Raw genomic sequence first — 17,880 nt, forward strand, 5'->3', positions numbered from 1 at the left:
CTTTTCACCATGCGCATATTCTTTGCCTCTTTTTTCGCTGTCGGCTGCCTGCTCGCCGACCCCTTCACGACTTCCGCAGGGCCACTGCTGCCCCCGGTTCAGGTGGGCAACATTCTGAAAATGACGAACGCCAACGTCCGTCTCGAATATGACCTGAGCACTGGCCGGGCAAATTTTTACTGGCATAACAGCCTCAAAATCTCGGGCTTCTACGGCGGTGTTGGCCTCGACACCTACATCACCGGCACGGATTACAGCAACCGTGTCTGGACGGTGACGAATAACGAGGTGGATATCGTCCTGACCGGTAACAATCTTCCAATGATGAAACAGCTTTTCATCCTGGACCAGGATGACAGCTTCTTGACCCGCCTGGACATGATGGGAAACGGTTTGCAATCGCGCTGGATGGGGCCGGTCGTTATGGACATCGCGGGAGGTGTGGATATTGGAGCCTACGCGGACGATCGTGCATTAATCGTCCCATTCGATAACGACTCCTTTTCCTTTGTTTACAATGCGATGCCCATCAACAATACCAGCAGCAGTTACGAAGTTTCCGCTTTTTACGACAACACCAGCCGTAATGGCCTCGTGGTAGGCTCCGTCACTCACGACACCTGGAAAACTGGCGTGTATTTCCAGGGCTCGAACAACAAGCTCAACGTTCTGAATGTGTACGGCGGTGTGACGTCTTCGGACACGCGCGATACCATGGCGCACGGCCTCGTCACTGGAAATACGATCTCTTCACCAACGGTATTCGTCGGCTTCGGCAGCGACTGGCGGACAACGATGGAGGATTACGCGAACGCCAACGCATCGATGGCGCCCAGGCTGGCGTGGAATGGCGGGGTCCCGTTCGGTTGGAATACCTGGTACCCCTATGCCGGACTGACCAACGTGAACGTCTATTCAAATTCCATGGTCGTGTCGGATTTCATCAAAACCAATCTGCAAAGCAATAACTTCAATGACGCCGGCGTGGTCTACATCAATCTTGATGCGAACGGCGGTTTCACCGACGTACAACTACAGAACTTCGTGAACCACTGCCACGGCAACGGCCAGAAAGCCGGAGTTTATTACACGCCTTTTGTTTATTGGGATACCGAGTCGAACAGCTTCAACAATTTCATCGTGGATAGCGGATATAAATGGAGCGAAGCATTGTTGCGGGATGATGCCGGCCATGTTCAATCATTGGATTCAGGCCTTGTTTTGGACCCCACGCATCCCGGCGTCAAGCAAGCCATCAGCTACTACTTCAGCCGTTTCAAAGGATTTGGATTTGAATACGTCAAACTGGATTTTCTGACACATGGTGCCTTGGAAGGCGTTCACTACGATCCGAATATCACTACCGGACTCCAGGCTTACAACCAGGGCATGCGGTACATCACGCAGCAGAACAACGGTAGGATGTTCCTCAGCGAATCCATCGCGCCGATCTTCCCTTATCAATACGCCCACGCCAGGAGAATCACTTGTGACACCGCCACCGACAGCGCCTTCGAACTGCAGGCTCTCACGTATGGTTGGTGGCTCAACGGCCGGCTGTATCAATTTAACGATCCGGACAATATGAAATTTGCCGGAATGACCGCAAACCAGAACCAGAGCCGCCTGCTGAGTTGCGTGATATCCGGCACGGTGTTCATCAACGGCGATGATTTGACCTCCGGCACGGGACAATCCCTGGCTCGAACCTGCCTGACCAACGCGGCAATAAACGAGGTCGCCCGCGCGGGCATTAGTTTTCGCGCCGTGGAGGGCAACACGGGAACCAGCGCTGCAGACACCTTTTTGCGACGGGACGGCTCGACCTGGTACGTGGCAGTCTTTAATTACGGCTCATCCACCGCGAACAAAAATCTTAATCTGGCAAGGCTGGGAATTTCCGGGACTTACACCGCCGTCGACCTTTGGAGCGGCGCTGTCTCTTCCGTAAGCGGAACCACCTGGACGGTCAGTTTGGGGGCTAATCAGGCAAAGCTATTCAGATTGGGTTCCGGTCCCACCATAAGCAGCGGACCGATCAGTCAAACGGTCATGCCGGGTTCCTCTATCACGTTGACCACGATTGCGTCGGGCACGCCTCCGTTCACCTATGTGTGGCGAAAGGACGGCAACATTCTTAACGGACAGACTGCCAATACCGTGAGCTTCCCATCCGCCAGCCTGACCAATGCCGGAACTTACACTGTGCAAGTGACCGGCGGCAATGGCATCGTGACCAATAGTGCCATCGTTGTTGTAATGCCTGGCCCATTGCGCTGGGCTGCCGGTAACAACAATTGGGATACCAACACGTCCGGCGTCTGGAAGGACAGCGCCGCAAATAACATTGTTTATGGCGACGGAAATGCAGTGCAGTTCGATGATTCAGCCACCGGTTCCTCCATAGTTACTATCGCATTGATCCAGACAGTCAGTCCCGCAAGCGTCACGGTCAGCAATGTTGCCAAGGATTATTCAATCACTGGGGCAGGGGATATCTCGGGAGCGACATGTAAATTGATAAAGAGCGGCACTGGCAAGTTGTCCCTCGGAGTAGCGAATGACTTCGCCGGTGGGACGGTCATCAACGCAGGCATTTTGCAAGTGGGCGCCGGCGGAACGACAGGCAATCTCGGCAGTGGTCCTGTGCTGAACAATGCCACTTTGTCGTTCAACCACAGCGATTCCTTTGTCCTCAACAATTGGTTCAGAGACACCAACGGTTCTCCTGCAGGCACCGGAACAGTTCTTCAACTGGGCCCGGGCAACCTGGTTTTTGGAGCTGACAATATGCTCGGCGCTGCTGGCAGCCATCCCACCCAATCTTTGATCGTATCCCCTGGATCGATTGCCGAAGCCGCCAGTTTTGTCCCCATCGGCCCCGTTACGCTGACTGGCAGCACTCTCTTTTCTTCTGCCGGTAACAGCGGTGCTTATCCGAGTTGGGTTTTAACCGGTGGCCTCACTGTGTTGAGCAATCCAGTCACCTCCTTGATTACCAACGCCGACATCGGCTCCGACTGGGCCGGTCCACTCGCTGCCGTTCAATTAATCGATGCGACAACCTTCAACGTTGGCAAAGGCGCCACCAATGGAATCGATCTCCTCGTCCCGGCCACTCTCACCCATTCGTATTATGATTACGGGAATTTCGGAAAATTAATCAAAACGGGCTCGGGCAAAATGGTGCTCACCGGGAGCAACTATTACCAAAACGGCACCGTCATCAGTAACGGCGTTTTGCAGATTGGAAATGGCGGCACGACCGGAAACCTTCCACCCGGTTATGCAAACGTTGTGAACTACGCGACACTGGCCTTCAACCGTAGCGATACGTACACGTGGTCACCGACGACTTACGTGGGCGGTTCGGGAACGATTCAACAAATGGGAACGGGAAAGTTGGTGCTAAATAGTTACATCCCATTCAACGTGCCGCCTTCTCAATCGCTCTACGTCGGCCCGCAATCAACGGCTGAAACCGTCCAACTCACCCCCATCGGCATGATTACGCTCAATGGTGGGACATTGTCCTCGTCATCGGGCAATAGCGGTGGTTCTCCCAGTTGGGTGTTGATGGGCGGAGTGACAGTTCTCGCCAATCCGATTACCGCGGTAATCACCAACTATGGCACAGCTTCGGACAGCACCGGTCCATTTTCGGCTGTCCAACTTGTGGACTCGACCACGTTTAATGTTGCCCATGGGGCCACCAACGGCATCGATCTTTTGGTTCCCGCCACGCTCACTCATTCGTATTACGATTTCGGACATTTTGGGACTCTGATCAAGACTGGCCCGGGCACAATGGTTCTTTCCGGTTCAAACCTTTACCAGGGTGGCACAACTATTAGTGCGGGTGTTCTATTGGTCAACAACACCACTGGCTCCGGCACCGGTTCCGGCGGCGTCATAATTCAAAGTGGTGCCATGCTCGGTGGCACAGGCTACATCAGCGGTGCCGTCACCGCGCAGCCGGGCTCAATATTCTCGCCTGGCGCAGCCATCGGCAAACTAACTGTCGGCAGCCTTTCCCTTCAGGGGACTACCGTGATGGAAATCAATCGTTCACTTTCTCCTTCAAACGATCTCGTCGTCGTTTCCGGTTCCCTGAATTTTGGGGGAACGCTCATTATTACCAACCTGGGGCCGACACTGCTCGCCGGTGACAATTTTAAACTCTTCAGCAAAGCGGGAAACGGCGTTTTCAACAGCATCTCACTTCCAGTGCTGCACGGAGGATTGGGCTGGGTCAACAACCTTTCGGTCAACGGAAACCTTTCGGTCGCCCAGGCGGTTAATCCCACGCCCATCAATCTCAGCGCCCAGTTCTCCGGAAATAATCTCGTTCTGAATTGGCCGCTCGACCACACCGGCTGGCAATTGGAGACCCAGACAAATTCGCTTGATGTGGGTTTGTCCGCCAATTGGTACATAATTCCGGGTTCAACATTTTCCAACCAGTGGGTGATGCCAATCCAATCAAACAATGCCGCCGCTTTCTATCGACTGGTCTTGCCATGAGTTTGCAAAAAGAAATGTCACCGGTGAATTGTCCATGCCTTCCGTCGAAACGTCTATTCTCTGAAGCAACATTTGATGAGAAAGTCTCCCCATAGCCCATTTTTGTAACCAGAGCAGAAAACTCGTCATCAACAATATATCAAAATGCATGAATCCCTTTAAGATCACGCTTGCCGTTGCCATGGTTGCGCTGGCAGGGAGCAACCCTTCCTCCTGTTTGGCACAAAATAGTACTTGGAACGTGGATGCCGATGGCATCTGGAGCACCGCCACCAACTGGGTCGGCGGCATTATCGCCAATGGCGTGGGCAATTCAGCCGACTTTAGCGCGGTTCCTATCACCGCTGAACGCAGCGTCGTCCTGGATTCCAACCGCACGCTAGGCTCACTAGACATCGGCGAAACGAACTTATCTTACTTTTATGAAAATTTCGTCAGCACCAACGGCAGTGTGTTGACCCTGAATAATGGCGCCAATACCCCTGTCTTGGCATCTTCCGGTTATCGCCAATTTTACATTCCCATCGCTGGAAGCAGTGGCGTGGATTTCACCAATCCAGTCAGCACCACCCTGGGTTCCGTTCTTGGCATCTTCGGCAGCAACACTTATTCCGGCGTCACTACCATTGAATCCAACGTCGTCATATATCCCCAATCCACCAATGCCTTCGGCGGCACTGCGGATGGCACCGTCGTCAAAGTGGGTGGTTCGATATATTTGGTCGGCACTAGTTATCCAACGGCCGAACCCCTGACGTTGAGCGGAAATGGTTTTGGAGGCGATGGCCAGGGAGCGTTGCATGGTGGCGGTGGTGATCCGCGAACTTATTCCGGCAACATCATCAGCAGCCAATCAAATCAAGGCACAATCGGTGTGGATACTGGTGGCACTTTGATTCTTACCGGGACACTTACTGGCGGTAACAGCGCATTTACGGAGAAATCCGGTGGTGGCACACTCGTTCTTGCTGGCAATGTCCCTGCCCTTAGTCCCTTCGTCAGTTCTGGCGTGTTGCAGATCGGCAACGGAGGAACCACTGGCAATCTGGTGGACAACGCCTACTATGGTAATTATGGCACCATCGCCTTCAACCGGAGTGATACTTACACTTGGTCTCCAACCACCTATGTCGGCGGCAACGGCACCATCTGGGCGATGGGCCCTGGCGCCTTGATAATCAATTCCTACGAGCCTTTTCACGGCGATAATTTGAGCGACCCGCCGCAGCAGGCTCTGCTTGTCGGTCCAGGTGCCGTCGCACAGACCGCCACGTTCATCCCCATCAATTCGCTTACGCTCAATGGCGGGACGCTCTCCGCTACAGGCGGGAACAATTATGCACGCCAAAACTGGGCGCTCTGGAACACAGTTAACGTAATGAGCAACGCGTTGTCCTCCGTTATCTCCTGTACAGGAACGGATGGTGATGGCAGTGAAAATGGCATTCAGATTCTCGATGCCCCAAACGGCACCACCTTCAACGTCGCTTCAGGTGCCACCAATGGCATTGACCTGTATGTGCCCGCCGTTCTGATCCACTCCTATTGGGACTATGGTAATTTCGGCACGCTGGTGAAAACTGGCCCTGGTACAATGGAACTTACTGCGGCAAATCTTTACCAAGGCGGCACCACTATCAGCGGTGGCATGTTGCTCGTGAACAATACCTCCGGTTCCGGCACCGGAACCGGCGGCGTAACGGTGCAGGGCGGCGCTACTCTGGGCGGCAATGGCACCATCAGCGGCACTGTTACGATCCAACCCGGCGGCACACTCGCACCGGGCATGCCCATTGGCGTGCTGACCATCGGCGGCAACCTCACGCTTCAAGGCACCACAATTCTTGAAATCGACAAAAGCACCCCTGCCACCAATGATTTGTTGGTTGTGGCTGGTGCCATGTCCTTGGGTGGCAATCTGGTGGTCACCAATGCCGGTCCTAATCTGACCGTTGGAGACAGATTCGTCCTGCTAAGCCAGGTGGGCATCGGAAGTTTTGACAATGTCACGCTGGCTCCATTGCATGGCGGTCTGGGCTGGGTAAACAATCTGGCATCCGACGGAAGCGTCTCGGTCTATCAGGCTGTGAACCCAACTCCCACCACCATGACCGCGCAGTTTGTCAGCGGGAATCTGAACCTGAGCTGGCCCGCAGACCATATTGGTTGGCAACTCGAAGTTCAAACCAACCCTCTGAACGTCGGTCTCAGCAGTAATTGGACGGTGGTCGCCGGTTCGACGTCTGTTAATTCGGTGTCGCTGCCGGTCTCATCGGGCAATCCGACGGTGTTCTACCGCCTCGCTTTACCGTAAACATGGAATGGAATTAGGTTGTAAACATGCTGGAACGAGACTTCCCAGGCGGTTAGGCTTGGGGAGTCTTTCTATTCAAGTTACCCGTCATGATCGTTCCGTTCACCAAAAATTTCTTCTGGATAAGTCATTCGGTACGGCCAGTCGGCTGCTAAGCATTTCACGCCATGATAATCGCATCTGAAACAAAAAGTTCCACTCTCAAGGTTGACTATAACATGGGCTATGTATGGCTCATTTCGGTAGTGGCGGCCATGGGCGGTTTATTATTCGGCTGGGACTGGGTGGTGATCGGCGGCGCCAAGCCGTTTTTTCAACGATACTTTGAATTGACCACCGAGTCCCAAATCGGTTGGGCCAACAGTTGTGCTCTCATCGGTTGTCTGGTCGGGGCACTGGCGGCGGGCGCGCTGAGTGACAATTTCGGCCGCAAAAAACTCCTCATCCTCGCCGCATTCCTCTTCGCCGTGACTTCACTGGGAAACGCCCTCGCCAACAACTTCTCCATCTTCATCGCCTGGCGTATATTAGGTGGCACCGCGATCGGCCTGGCTTCCAGTCTCTCGCCGATGTACATCGCCGAAATCGCCCCCGCGCAGGTCCGCGGCAAACTGGTCGCAATCAATCAATTGACCGTGGTCATTGGCATTCTTCTGGCCCAATACATCAACTGGTATCTCGTTCGCAACCTGCCAGCCGGCGCTTCGGACGATTTCATCCGTAATTCCTGGTTCGGACAGCAGGGCTGGAGATGGATGTTCGGGCTTACCGCCGCCCCCGCGCTGCTCTTCTTCCTGGGCATGTTCATGGTCCCTGAAAGTCCGCGCTGGTTGACCAAGTATGGCAAAACTGACAACGCCCGCCGTATATTGACGAAAATCGGCGGCAATTACTACGCCGATGCCGCGCTCTCCGATATCAAATCCACGATTGCCACAGAGCAGGTGCAAAGCGCTGGTATCAAGGAATTATTCGCCCCGGCAATGAGAAAAGTTCTCGTGCTTGGCATCGTCCTGGCGGTCTTCCAGCAATGGTGCGGCATCAATGTCATTTTCAATTATGCCGAAGAAATCTTTCGCGCCGCCGGTTATGACATTTCGACCGTTTTGAAAAACATCGCCTGGACGGGATCCGTCAATCTCGCCTGTACTTTTGTCGCACTCGGAGTCGTGGATCGCGGCGGGCGGCGCCCCCTGATGTTATTCGGCTCCGCCGCCCTGGCTTTGATCTATCTCGCATTGGGCTTTTGCTACAGCGGCGGGGTCAAAGGGCTGCCAATGTTGCTGTTGGTTCTGGCGGCGATCGGCTGCTATGCCATGTCTCTCGCGCCGATAACCTGGGTGGTCATCTCCGAGATTTTTCCGAACCGCATAAGAGGCGCGGCCATGTCCGTCGCGGTCTCGGCCCTGTGGATCGCCTGTTTTCTGCTCACCTACACGTTTCCCATCCTGAATAAGAGACTCGGCTCGGCCGGAACATTCTGGCTTTATGCCGCCATTTGCCTCGCCGGATTTGTTTTCATCAAATTCAAACTCCCCGAAACACGCGGCAAAACACTGGAGCAAATCGAAAGCGATTTGGTCAATTAATCCATTGAATCCGTAAGTCAATGAATGGAACTCAAATAAACGGTGGACGTGCGCGTCATGGCCTCATGGACACAAGGCGCACGGACGAATCCCCAATCGCCTCAACTGTTGAGGTGCGTCTGGAAGAGATGATCATCCCCACTTTCCTGCCCGCGCCCCCGGACAAAAATCCCATGTTTCTGGAAAAGCGAGTCTACCAGGGCAGCAGCGGAAAAGTCTATCCGCTGCCCTTCACAGATCGCATTGCGGAGAAACCGGTGGATAGGAAATGGAAGGCGGTTTGGTTGGAAAATGAATTTCTCCGCGTGATGATTCTTCCGGAGCTTGGTGGCCGCATCCACGTCATGCAGGACAAGACGAATGGCTACGATGTCATTTACAACCAGCCGGTCATCAAACCCGCTCTCGTGGGTCTCGCAGGACCATGGATAAGCGGTGGTATTGAGTTCAACTGGCCCCAGCACCATCGCCCCGCCACATTTCTGCCGGTGGATTATGAGATCGAAACCCATGCCGATGGTTCCCGGACGGTCTGGTGCAGCGACCATGACCCGATGACCCGGATGAAGGGCATGCATGGAGTTTGTCTTCACCCGGGACGCTCCTATCTTGAACTGAAGGTCCGCGCCTACAATCGCACAACGCTCACCCAGACTTTCCTGTGGTGGGCCAACGTGGCCACGCGCGTGAACGAATCCTATCAGAGTTTCTTCCCGCCGGACGTCTCGTATGTTGCCGATCATGCCCGCCGCACCATGAGCAGCTATCCGTTATGCCGCGACCATTACTATGGAGTGGAGTATGCTGAGCGCGCGCGCAGCGGTGTTCCAGAGGCCGCTTGTCCCGCGAACTTCATTCCATCAGCTTGTGGCGGAAAAACCCTGGTGGATTACGCTTCAAACGATTTGTCGTTCTACGCAAATATTCCCGTGCCAACTTCCTATATGTGCATGGGCAGCAAAGAGGATTTCTTTGGCGGCTACGATCACTCGGCTCAGGCTGGCATTGTCCATTTCGCCAACCATCATATTTCTCCCGGAAAAAAGCAGTGGACTTGGGGAAACCACGAATTCGGCTACGCATGGGACCGCAATCTCACCGTGCCCGACTCCAAAGGCGAATTCGGACCATATATCGAGATCATGGCGGGCGTCTACACCGACAACCAACCCGACTTCAGCTTTCTCCAACCTGGCGAAACCAAGACCTGGAGCCAGTATTGGTATCCATTTCAAAAAATCGGACCAGTGTCTCGGGCAAATCTGCAAGCTGCCATCAGCCTGCATTCCACGAGGAGCGCATTGCAGTTGGGCATTGCGGTCACAGCCGATCAATCCGGCTCTGTTGTCACCGTTGACGCAAAAGGCAGGCAAATCATCCGATTCGAGCGGAATCTTGCGCCGGCAACACCTTTGCTTGAGACAATTCAATTGCCGAGGGGGGGTGTCGCAACCGATTTGTTGATCCGCGTCATCGATCAATATGGCAACGAACTAATTTCATACCAGCCCAAGGCGAGAGTGGAGACTGAAGTCCCTCCGCCGGCAACGGAGCCGCCCGCGCCAGCCGACATCTCGAGCAACGATGAACTATACGTAACGGGACTTCACCTGGATCAATATCGCCATGCAACCCGTTTGCCAACGTTCTACTGGCGCGAGGCGTTGCGCCGGGATCCGCTGGATTCCCGTTGCAATAATGCCCTGGGTTTGTGGCATCTGCGTCGCGGCGAGTTTGCCACCGCCGAGGAGCACTTTCGTCGGGCTATCGCGCGCTTGACCCGCCGCAATTCAAATCCATCCGATGGCGAGCCACTTTACAATCTTGGTCTTTGCCTGCGCCATCTGGAGCGTGACGACGAGGCGTATGATTTCTTCTACAAAGCCACCTGGAATCAGGCATGGGCTGGAGCGGGTTATCATGCGGTTGCTGAAATTGATTGCCTGAGAGGACGATGGGTAACAGCACTACAGCATATTGATCTGGCCTTGCGCTTTGATACCCAAAACCTGAGGGCCAGAAATCTGAAGGTTCTGATCCTGCGGAAATTGGAGAAGCCCGAGCAAGCGGTCAGGTTTCTCTCGAAGACTTCGCATTTGGATTGCTTGGATTGGTGGTCTCGCCATTTGAATGGCGATAACCTGGCTTGCGATTTGCAGACTCATTTGGACATCGCTCATGACTATGCCCGCGCCGGCTTTCTGCAGGAAGGAATCAGCGTCCTGAATCTTGCCGTGGCGAAGCCGGGTGATCTGCCCGATCAAAGTTGGGGCGCGCTTCCGCTGATCCACTTCACGCTCGGTTGGCTCCACGGAAAGGCCGGCGACGTCAGAGCCGCCCTCAAAGCCTTCAAAACCGCGGCATCGCTGCCCACGGATTATTGCTTCCCATCGCGCCTCGAAGAGATAGCCATTTTGGAAGCAGCCGTCCGCGCTAATCCCGCCGACGCCCATGCCCCTTATTATCTTGGCAATTTGCTTTATGATCGTCGGCGTCACGATGAAGCCATCCGGCTTTGGGAACGCAGCGCCCGGTTGGACACGGGATTCTCCATTGTCTGGCGCAACCTCGGCATCGGCTATTTTAACATTCGGCAAAACCGTGCCAAGGCCCGTCAATCTTATGACAAGGCTTTCAAGGCCAACCCACTTGATGCTCGTCTCCTGTACGAACGCGACCAACTCTGGAAACGTCTCGGCGAATCTCCCGAACCGCGGTTGCGCGAAATCGGGAAGTATCCTGCTTTGGTTTGCCAGCGGGATGATTTGGTCGTGGAACTCTGCGCCCTTTACAACCAGGTCGGTAGAAATCATGAAGCCCTCGCGTTGGTGGGTGCCCGGCATTTCCAACCATGGGAAGGCGGCGAAGGCGGGCCATTGGGCCAGTATGTCCGTGCCCACCTCGCGTTGGGCAGGTCCTTCATGGCGCGCGGAGATTTCAACGCTGCCAAAGATCACTTTGCTTGCGCAGTCCAGGCGCCCCCAAATCTGGGCGAGGCCAAACATCTCCTGGCAAATCAGAGCGACATCCAATATTGGCTCGGCTGTTCATTTTCCAAATTGGGTGATAAGGCCTCGGCTCAAAGGCATTGGCAGTCTGCCGCAAATGCCCGGGGCGATTTTCAGGAAATGAGCGTCCGTTCTTTCTCTGAAATGACTTATTTCTCCGCGCTGTCGTTGATATGCCTCGGACAAAAGTCGAAAGGCCGGACTTTGCTCAAGGAATTGCTGGCGTATGCCCGCCAGTTGGAAAAGACTCCCGCGACCATCGATTATTTCGCGACTTCACTTCCCACCATGTTGCTTTTTGATGACGACGCCCAATTCCGCCAAACCACCGGCGCGTTGTTTCTACAAGCCCAGGCGCAACTGGGTTTGGGGCGGGCCGCAAAAGCCCGTGCGCTTTTGAAAACAGTTCTTCGACGCGATCCCAACCACGCGTTGGCCTTTGATCTTTTCACGGGTCGGCAGGAGATGAAGTGATTTACCCCCCTCTCCGGAGGCTGACAAAGATGTTCAATATTCTTCACGCAAACATTTTGAAAAACTCGAACTTCATAAGAGCCTGTTTTAAAATTATGGAGGGTGCTGTTTTCGGGCAAAAGGCTGGATGGCAAGGCGCGACGAAGGAGAATATCCCTGGTGGATCTTCGACTGAGGAGCAACGCAGCCAGACGGCCTTTTGCGCGAAAACCCTCCGGGCGGCGGTGCTTTTGGCCGCGGCCTGCGTTCTCGGCCCTCACAGCCCGCTGCGGGGATGCTTGGTGCCCGTGCGCAAGCACCTCGCCGCCTTGGCCGCAGCCAAAATCCCCAACCGCAGCACCCTCCATAATTTTAAAACAGGCTCTAAACTGAGAGGATTAGAGACATGAAAGGTGTAGAGAACAATCCTATCGTCCGCCAGGAACAAGGGTTCGATGTTTATCAGCTTGGCAACGAAGATGTGGAGATCGCCGTTGTGCCGGAACTCGGCGCAAAAATCATCTCGTTGAAAAATTTGAAGACCGGGCGCGAATGGCTCTGGCATCCTCCCGGCCCCTTGAAACTTTTTGCAAATCGCTTGGGAGACGACTTTGCCACGAGCCCGTTGGCTGGCATGGATGAATGCCTGCCGACCATCGCTCCTTGCGCCTGGCGGGGGCGCGAATTGCCCGATCACGGTGAAGCATGGAGCGCTGCCTGGACCGTGGACTCCCAAGCCTGGGATTGCGGCATTCTAAAAACCTCGTGCAAGTTGGCGCTCTCGCCTTTGGAATTTGAGCGCACCATCCTGCTGCTGGACAACGGGATTCGGATGGTATACCGGCTGACCAATCAGGGCCCGGCCACAGAGCAATTTCTTTGGGCGCTTCATCCGTTGCTTCAATTGGAAGCGGGTGACCAGCTTGAGTTGCCGACCTCGACCCGTGCCTTGTTAAACGGGAATGAGTGGGTCGACTCCATCGATACCGCCGTTCCCGACGGCAACTGTGCCAAGGTTTTCGCCGCGCCTCTCGACAAAGGCATTTCCGCAATCCACAATAAACGCACCGGTGAAAGACTGGAGTTCGAATGGAACGTTGTGGAAAATCATGCGCTCGGTTTGTGGCTGACTCGCGGAGGGTGGCATGGCATGGATCATTTCGCCATGGAGCCGACGAACGGCGACTCCGATTTTCTCACCGTGGCCGCACGCCGGGAACGTTGCAGAGCACTGGCCCCCTTCGCTTCGGCAACCTGGCAAATCCAAATACGAATCGGTTCATGATCCAGATGGAGGGTGGCCGCAGCCCGCTCGATTGAAAGCTATGCAAATCAAATCCTCCGTTTCAAAGTCCGTCGCCCTTGTCCTCCTCTTGATTTCCTCCGGGTCGTACAGTTTCGCTGAAACAGTCAGGCTATCTTCGCTTGATCTGTCCCTGATGACCTGCGGTTGGAGTGTTCCCAAGGTGGATACTGGCATCGTCGGACGCCCCCTGAGTATCGGTTCAAAAGAATTCTCTTATGGGGTGGGCACGCACGCGGAAAGCAATCTGCGGATCGATCTAGGTGGAAATGCGACTCGGTTTCGCGCACAGGTAGGCGTGGATGACAGCGCGGGGACGCAAGGCAGCGTTGAGTTTATTGTCATCGGGGATAAGAAAGTGCTTTGGAAAAGTGGCGTGGTCAGGGGCGCACAGGCGCCAACCAAGGTTGATGTGGATATCAGCGGGGTTCGCACGTTGGGATTGCGTGTCACCGATGGAGGAGACGGATCTGGCAACGACCACGCCGACTGGGCCGAAGCCAATATTGCAATGAACGATGGCGCGCCAAAACCCAAAGCCCTGCCACCAAAAGAGATCATCAGCCTGAAGACCGCGCATTTTTCCCTGGATTTCGAGGTTGGCGAGGACGGTCGCCTTTACCAAAACGCCCTGGGCCTGTCCGGCGGCAAAGTGGAACGGTCTGATGAAGCCTATCCTCAAGCCGGTGACGGCTATATCTGGGAACCAGCCTTGCAGGTGGTTCATGCGGATGGAAATACCTCCACCGCGTTGCTATTTGACACTGTCACCCAAAACCACGAAACCACGAATCGTGATCTCGTCCGCATCAAGCTGCACGATCCAGCCTACCCGTTTGAGGTCGCGCTTTGCTTCCGTGTCCATCGGGATAAGGATGTCATTGAGCAGTGGTCGGAGATAATCCATCACGAAACAAACTCGGTGCAACTTGAGCGCATGGCCTCAACGTCCCTCAATTTCGCCTCGACCAATCTTTTTCTCACACATTTCGCGGGCGATTGGGCGAAGGAGATGTTGTCGCCGATCACCGAGCAACTCACCCCGGGCACGAAAATTCTGGATTCCAAGATCGGCGTGAGGGCGGATCAATTCGGCAATCCTTCCTTCATTCTCTCTCTGGACGGGCCGCCTTCCGAGACCGCGGGTCGCGTGTTGGCAGGTTCGCTCGCCTGGTCGGGAAGTTTTCAATGCGCTTTCGATGACAACAACCAGGGAGTCCGCGCCTTGTGCGGCATTAACCCGTTCGCTTCGACCTACCATCTGAAATCGGGTGAAACGTTCGTTACACCAACCATGATCTGGACCTGGAGCAATCATGGCCTGGGTGAAATGAGCCGCAAACTTCATGCCTGGGCGCGTGATTTCGGGATGCGGGACGGCCATGAAACCCGCGCCGTTCTTCTCAACAATTGGGAAGCCACGGAATTCAACTTCGATTTCAAGCGTATCGTCGGCCTCTATGATCCGGCCAAGGAGATCGGCTCCGAACTGTTTCTTTTGGATGACGGCTGGTTCGGAAACAAATACCCGCGCGTGAATGACCATGCCGGTCTTGGCGATTGGCAGCCGAACCGCAAACGCTTGCCCGAAGGCCTCGCTCCGCTTGCAAGCGAGGCGGCGAAGCGGGGATTGCGCTTCGGAATCTGGATTGAACCTGAAATGGTGAATCCACAAAGCGAACTTTTCGACAACCATCCCGACTGGGTGATCTCGCAACCGAAACGCCCATTGGAATTGCAGCGTAACCAGCTTGTCCTTGATCTGACGCGGCCCCAGGTGCAACAGTTTGAATGGAAAGTCATCCAGGATATCCTCAGCGTCCCCGGCATCACCTATGCCAAGTGGGATTGCAACCGCTACCTGACCCAACCGGGTTCCTCGTACCTGGCCCCAGACCGTCAATCACATCTGTGGATTGATTATGTCCGCGCACTTTACGCTCTCATGGAAAAGACAGCCCGGGCTTTCCCGAACACTGAGTTGATGTTGTGTTCCGGCGGCGGCGGGCGTGTGGATTATGCTGCGTTGAAATATTTCCATGAATTCTGGCCAAGCGACAACACCGACTCCACGGTGCGCGTTCCAATGCAATGGGACTTTTCATATTTTTTCCCGCCGATGGCCACCGCCAGTCATGTCACTCATTCGGGCAACCGTCCCATGCACTTCGCCTGCAGCGTCGCGATGAGTGCGCGTTTCGGCATGGACTTGGATTTGACCAGTCTGCCACCGGCCGACAAGGCCGTTTGCGCAGGCGCGATCAGCGCCTACAAACGGATTCGAGATGTGACGCAACTCGGCGATTTGTACCGCTTGGAAAATCCTCACGAAGGAATGCGCGGCGCACTGGATTTCGTGTCGCCCGACCAATCCCGCGCTGTGGTGTTTGTATTCCAGTTGAAAGACGGCCAAAATACCGCAGTGCGTCCGCAAGGACTTGATCCTGCAAAACGGTATTTGATCCGCGAGATCAATCCCGCCTCCGGTCGTGCGGCCATTCCACAGGAAGGCAAAACCTTCACCGGCGAGGAATTGATGCGTCAGGGCATGCTGCCCTCCTGCACCCGCGCCGTCGAAGCCTGTGTAATCGAACTCGGCTCATGAATACGGGTCTCAGCATCGAGTACAGTTTGACCAGGTCGTTGTTGCTGAAACGCATTCTTATGTCGGCCATTCCAGGCGCGATATTCCTGGCGGCCATTGTGGTAGAAGCATCGGTGCCGGATAAAAACTCATGGTCGATTGCTTCACAGGATGGTCAATGTTCCATTTCCGTTTCGCTTGGGGATGAGGGAAGCTTGAGTTACCAAACTTCGCGCGCGGGAAGGATGGTGATCGGCCAATCGCCGCTCGGACTTCGCGTCGACGATTCACGTTTCGAAAAGGGACTCACTTTCAATCACGCTGGCAAAGTGGAAAGGCGCCGGCAAAAATACGAATTGTTCGCCGGTACCCAGCCGCACGTGAACAAAGTGTTGAGCTATCGGAGCCTGCTGTTTGAGAATGCGGATCACATTCCGCTGGAAATTGAGTTGGCAGCGAGCAATGAAGGCGTCGCCTTTCGTTATCGTTTCATCCAGGATTCGAGCAGCGTTCATGTGGTTGAATCCGAGCTTACGGGCTTTGCTCTTCCACTTGAGGCGCGAGGCTGGCTCCAGCCATACCATGCCGCAGGCCCTTATACACCAGCATACGAGGATTTCTTTTTTCATGTTTCGCCGGGAGAAGCGCCGCCTGATTCCCGCGCCAAAGCTGTCGGCTGGGCGTTCCCCGCGCTGTTTAATGTCCCCACGGCGTCAACCTGGGTGTTGTTGACGGAAGCAGGCACGGATGAATCCTACTGCGCCTGTCACCTCAACCCGAATTCTTCCGGCGGTGTTTATCGCATCGCTTTTCCTTTGGCCGATGAAGGCACGCGTGGCTACACCAATCGATTCGGCCCAGAACCACGATTCACCTTGCCTTGGACCATGCCTTGGCGCGTGATTGTCATGGGGGGAACCCCTGGCGACATTGCCTTGGAAACCCTGGTGACTGACCTCGTGCCTCCATCGCACATCGAGGATACATCGTGGATAAAGCCAGGTCATGCTGCGTGGGCTTGGTGGTCCTATCCCGATGAGCCGACCACGACAAAACGGTTTAATGAGTTCACCGATTTCTCCGCCAAAATGGGCTGGGAATACACGCTGTTCGACGCTGGTTGGTGGCGACCCGGATTAAAGCCCATTGCCGAACATGCTCAGTCCGAAGGCGTCCGACCGCTGGCTTGGCTGCATGCCGCCGATTTTTACGATGCCAATAAGCGAACGGCCAAACTGGATGAAATGGCCGCCGCTGGCATTCGTGGTGTGAAAGTGGATTTTTGGTGTTCAGATCGACAGGAAGCAATCGCCGCACAGCTGGCTTTGATCAAAGATACCGCCGGGCGAAAAATGGCAGTCAATTTGCATGGGTGCACCATCCCACGCGGTTGGCAACGCACATGGCCAAATTTGCTCACGGTCGAAGCCGTGCTGGGCACAGAAAGTTATTTCTACGAACCGCATTACACTGAAAAGGCGGCGGAACTGGATACTGTTCTGCCATTCACGCGCAACGCCATCGGACCAATGGACATTACTCCCATTGGTTGTTCTCCCAAAAAATATCGTCGGCTGACCACCGCCGCCCATCAATTGGCCGCCGCGCTTATCTTTACTTCCGGAATTATCCATTATGCCGATAGCCCGGAGTTCTTTGCATCCCTGCCACCACAAGCCTTGCAGGTGTTTCGCGATGCGCCCGTGCGGTGGGATGAAACCCGCTGTCTCTCGGGTGTTCCAGGACAAGAGGCGATTTTTGCGCGACGCTCCGGCAAGAGTTGGTTCATCGCCGGTATCAATGGCACCGAATCCGCCCTGCCTGTCACTCTGGATTTGTCGGTCTTCAACAAATTCTACCATCGCCTGCTGATCTCCGAGGGTGAACACGCAGACTTGGGAGTCATCGTGACTCCGGTCAATAACGCAGCTTCATGGCAGCACGAACTTCCGCCACGTGGTGGGTTCATCTTGAGGTTAAACGAATGAAACTCGAGGGTTCGAATCCCTTTGCTCGCTCCACTCTCAACATCAACCACTTACGTTTCAAAAGGGTTGATTTACAACACATTCATCTTAGTACTTTTATTTAATTGGAATCCATTG

Annotated in this window: 7 protein-coding genes; all 7 read left to right on the forward strand. The window is 54.8% G+C overall.

Going from position 1 to position 17,880, the window contains the following annotated elements:
• The first annotated feature begins 9 nt into the window (after positions 1 to 9).
• A complete protein-coding gene (locus CFLAV_RS32480) occupies positions 10 to 4,524 on the forward strand; it encodes an autotransporter-associated beta strand repeat-containing protein (RefSeq protein ID WP_007415836.1) in 4,515 nt (1,504 codons plus the stop codon).
• A 148-nt stretch (positions 4,525 to 4,672) separates the two neighbouring features.
• Positions 4,673 to 6,838, forward strand: coding sequence for an autotransporter-associated beta strand repeat-containing protein (locus CFLAV_RS16115; protein ID WP_007415837.1), 2,166 nt, complete (start codon positions 4,673 to 4,675; stop codon positions 6,836 to 6,838).
• Between the two features lie 167 nt (positions 6,839 to 7,005).
• Complete coding sequence (locus CFLAV_RS16120; protein ID WP_007415838.1) at positions 7,006 to 8,427, forward strand: sugar porter family MFS transporter; 1,422 nt, start codon at positions 7,006 to 7,008, stop codon at positions 8,425 to 8,427.
• Positions 8,428 to 8,492: 65 nt separating this feature from the next.
• The gene (locus CFLAV_RS16125) at positions 8,493 to 11,909 is read left to right on the forward strand and encodes a DUF5107 domain-containing protein (RefSeq protein ID WP_040549115.1); all 3,417 of its coding nucleotides are present in this window, start codon (positions 8,493 to 8,495) and stop codon (positions 11,907 to 11,909) included.
• 385 nt (positions 11,910 to 12,294) lie between these two features.
• On the forward strand, positions 12,295 to 13,173 hold the full coding sequence (locus tag CFLAV_RS16135) for an aldose epimerase family protein (protein ID WP_007415841.1): 879 nt from the start codon (positions 12,295 to 12,297) through the stop codon (positions 13,171 to 13,173).
• Positions 13,174 to 13,213: 40 nt separating this feature from the next.
• Positions 13,214 to 15,796 (forward strand): alpha-galactosidase, encoded by a 2,583-nt coding sequence (locus CFLAV_RS16140; protein WP_007415842.1) that lies wholly within the window; start codon positions 13,214 to 13,216, stop codon positions 15,794 to 15,796.
• Entirely contained in the window at positions 15,793 to 17,763 is a 1,971-nt protein-coding gene (locus tag CFLAV_RS16145) for a glycoside hydrolase family 97 protein (protein WP_007415843.1), read from the forward strand. The genes CFLAV_RS16140 and CFLAV_RS16145 overlap by 4 nt, the downstream gene beginning before the upstream one ends.
• Positions 17,764 to 17,880: the final 117 nt, after the last annotated feature.

This window comes from Pedosphaera parvula Ellin514 (assembly GCF_000172555.1).
In the GTDB taxonomy this organism is placed as follows: Bacteria; Verrucomicrobiota; Verrucomicrobiia; order Limisphaerales; family Pedosphaeraceae; genus Pedosphaera.

Excerpts from the sequence above, each read along its gene's own strand:
- CFLAV_RS32480 (WP_007415836.1), top strand. The coding sequence starts at position 10 with ATGCGCATATTCTTTGCCTCTTTTTTCGCTGTCGGCTGCCTGCTCGCC.
- CFLAV_RS16115 (WP_007415837.1), top strand. The coding sequence starts at position 4,673 with ATGAATCCCTTTAAGATCACGCTTGCCGTTGCCATGGTTGCGCTGGCA.
- CFLAV_RS16120 (WP_007415838.1), top strand. The coding sequence starts at position 7,006 with ATGATAATCGCATCTGAAACAAAAAGTTCCACTCTCAAGGTTGACTAT.
- CFLAV_RS16125 (WP_040549115.1), top strand. The coding sequence starts at position 8,493 with ATGGACACAAGGCGCACGGACGAATCCCCAATCGCCTCAACTGTTGAG.
- CFLAV_RS16135 (WP_007415841.1), top strand. The coding sequence starts at position 12,295 with ATGAAAGGTGTAGAGAACAATCCTATCGTCCGCCAGGAACAAGGGTTC.
- CFLAV_RS16140 (WP_007415842.1), top strand. The coding sequence starts at position 13,214 with ATGCAAATCAAATCCTCCGTTTCAAAGTCCGTCGCCCTTGTCCTCCTC.
- CFLAV_RS16145 (WP_007415843.1), top strand. The coding sequence starts at position 15,793 with ATGAATACGGGTCTCAGCATCGAGTACAGTTTGACCAGGTCGTTGTTG.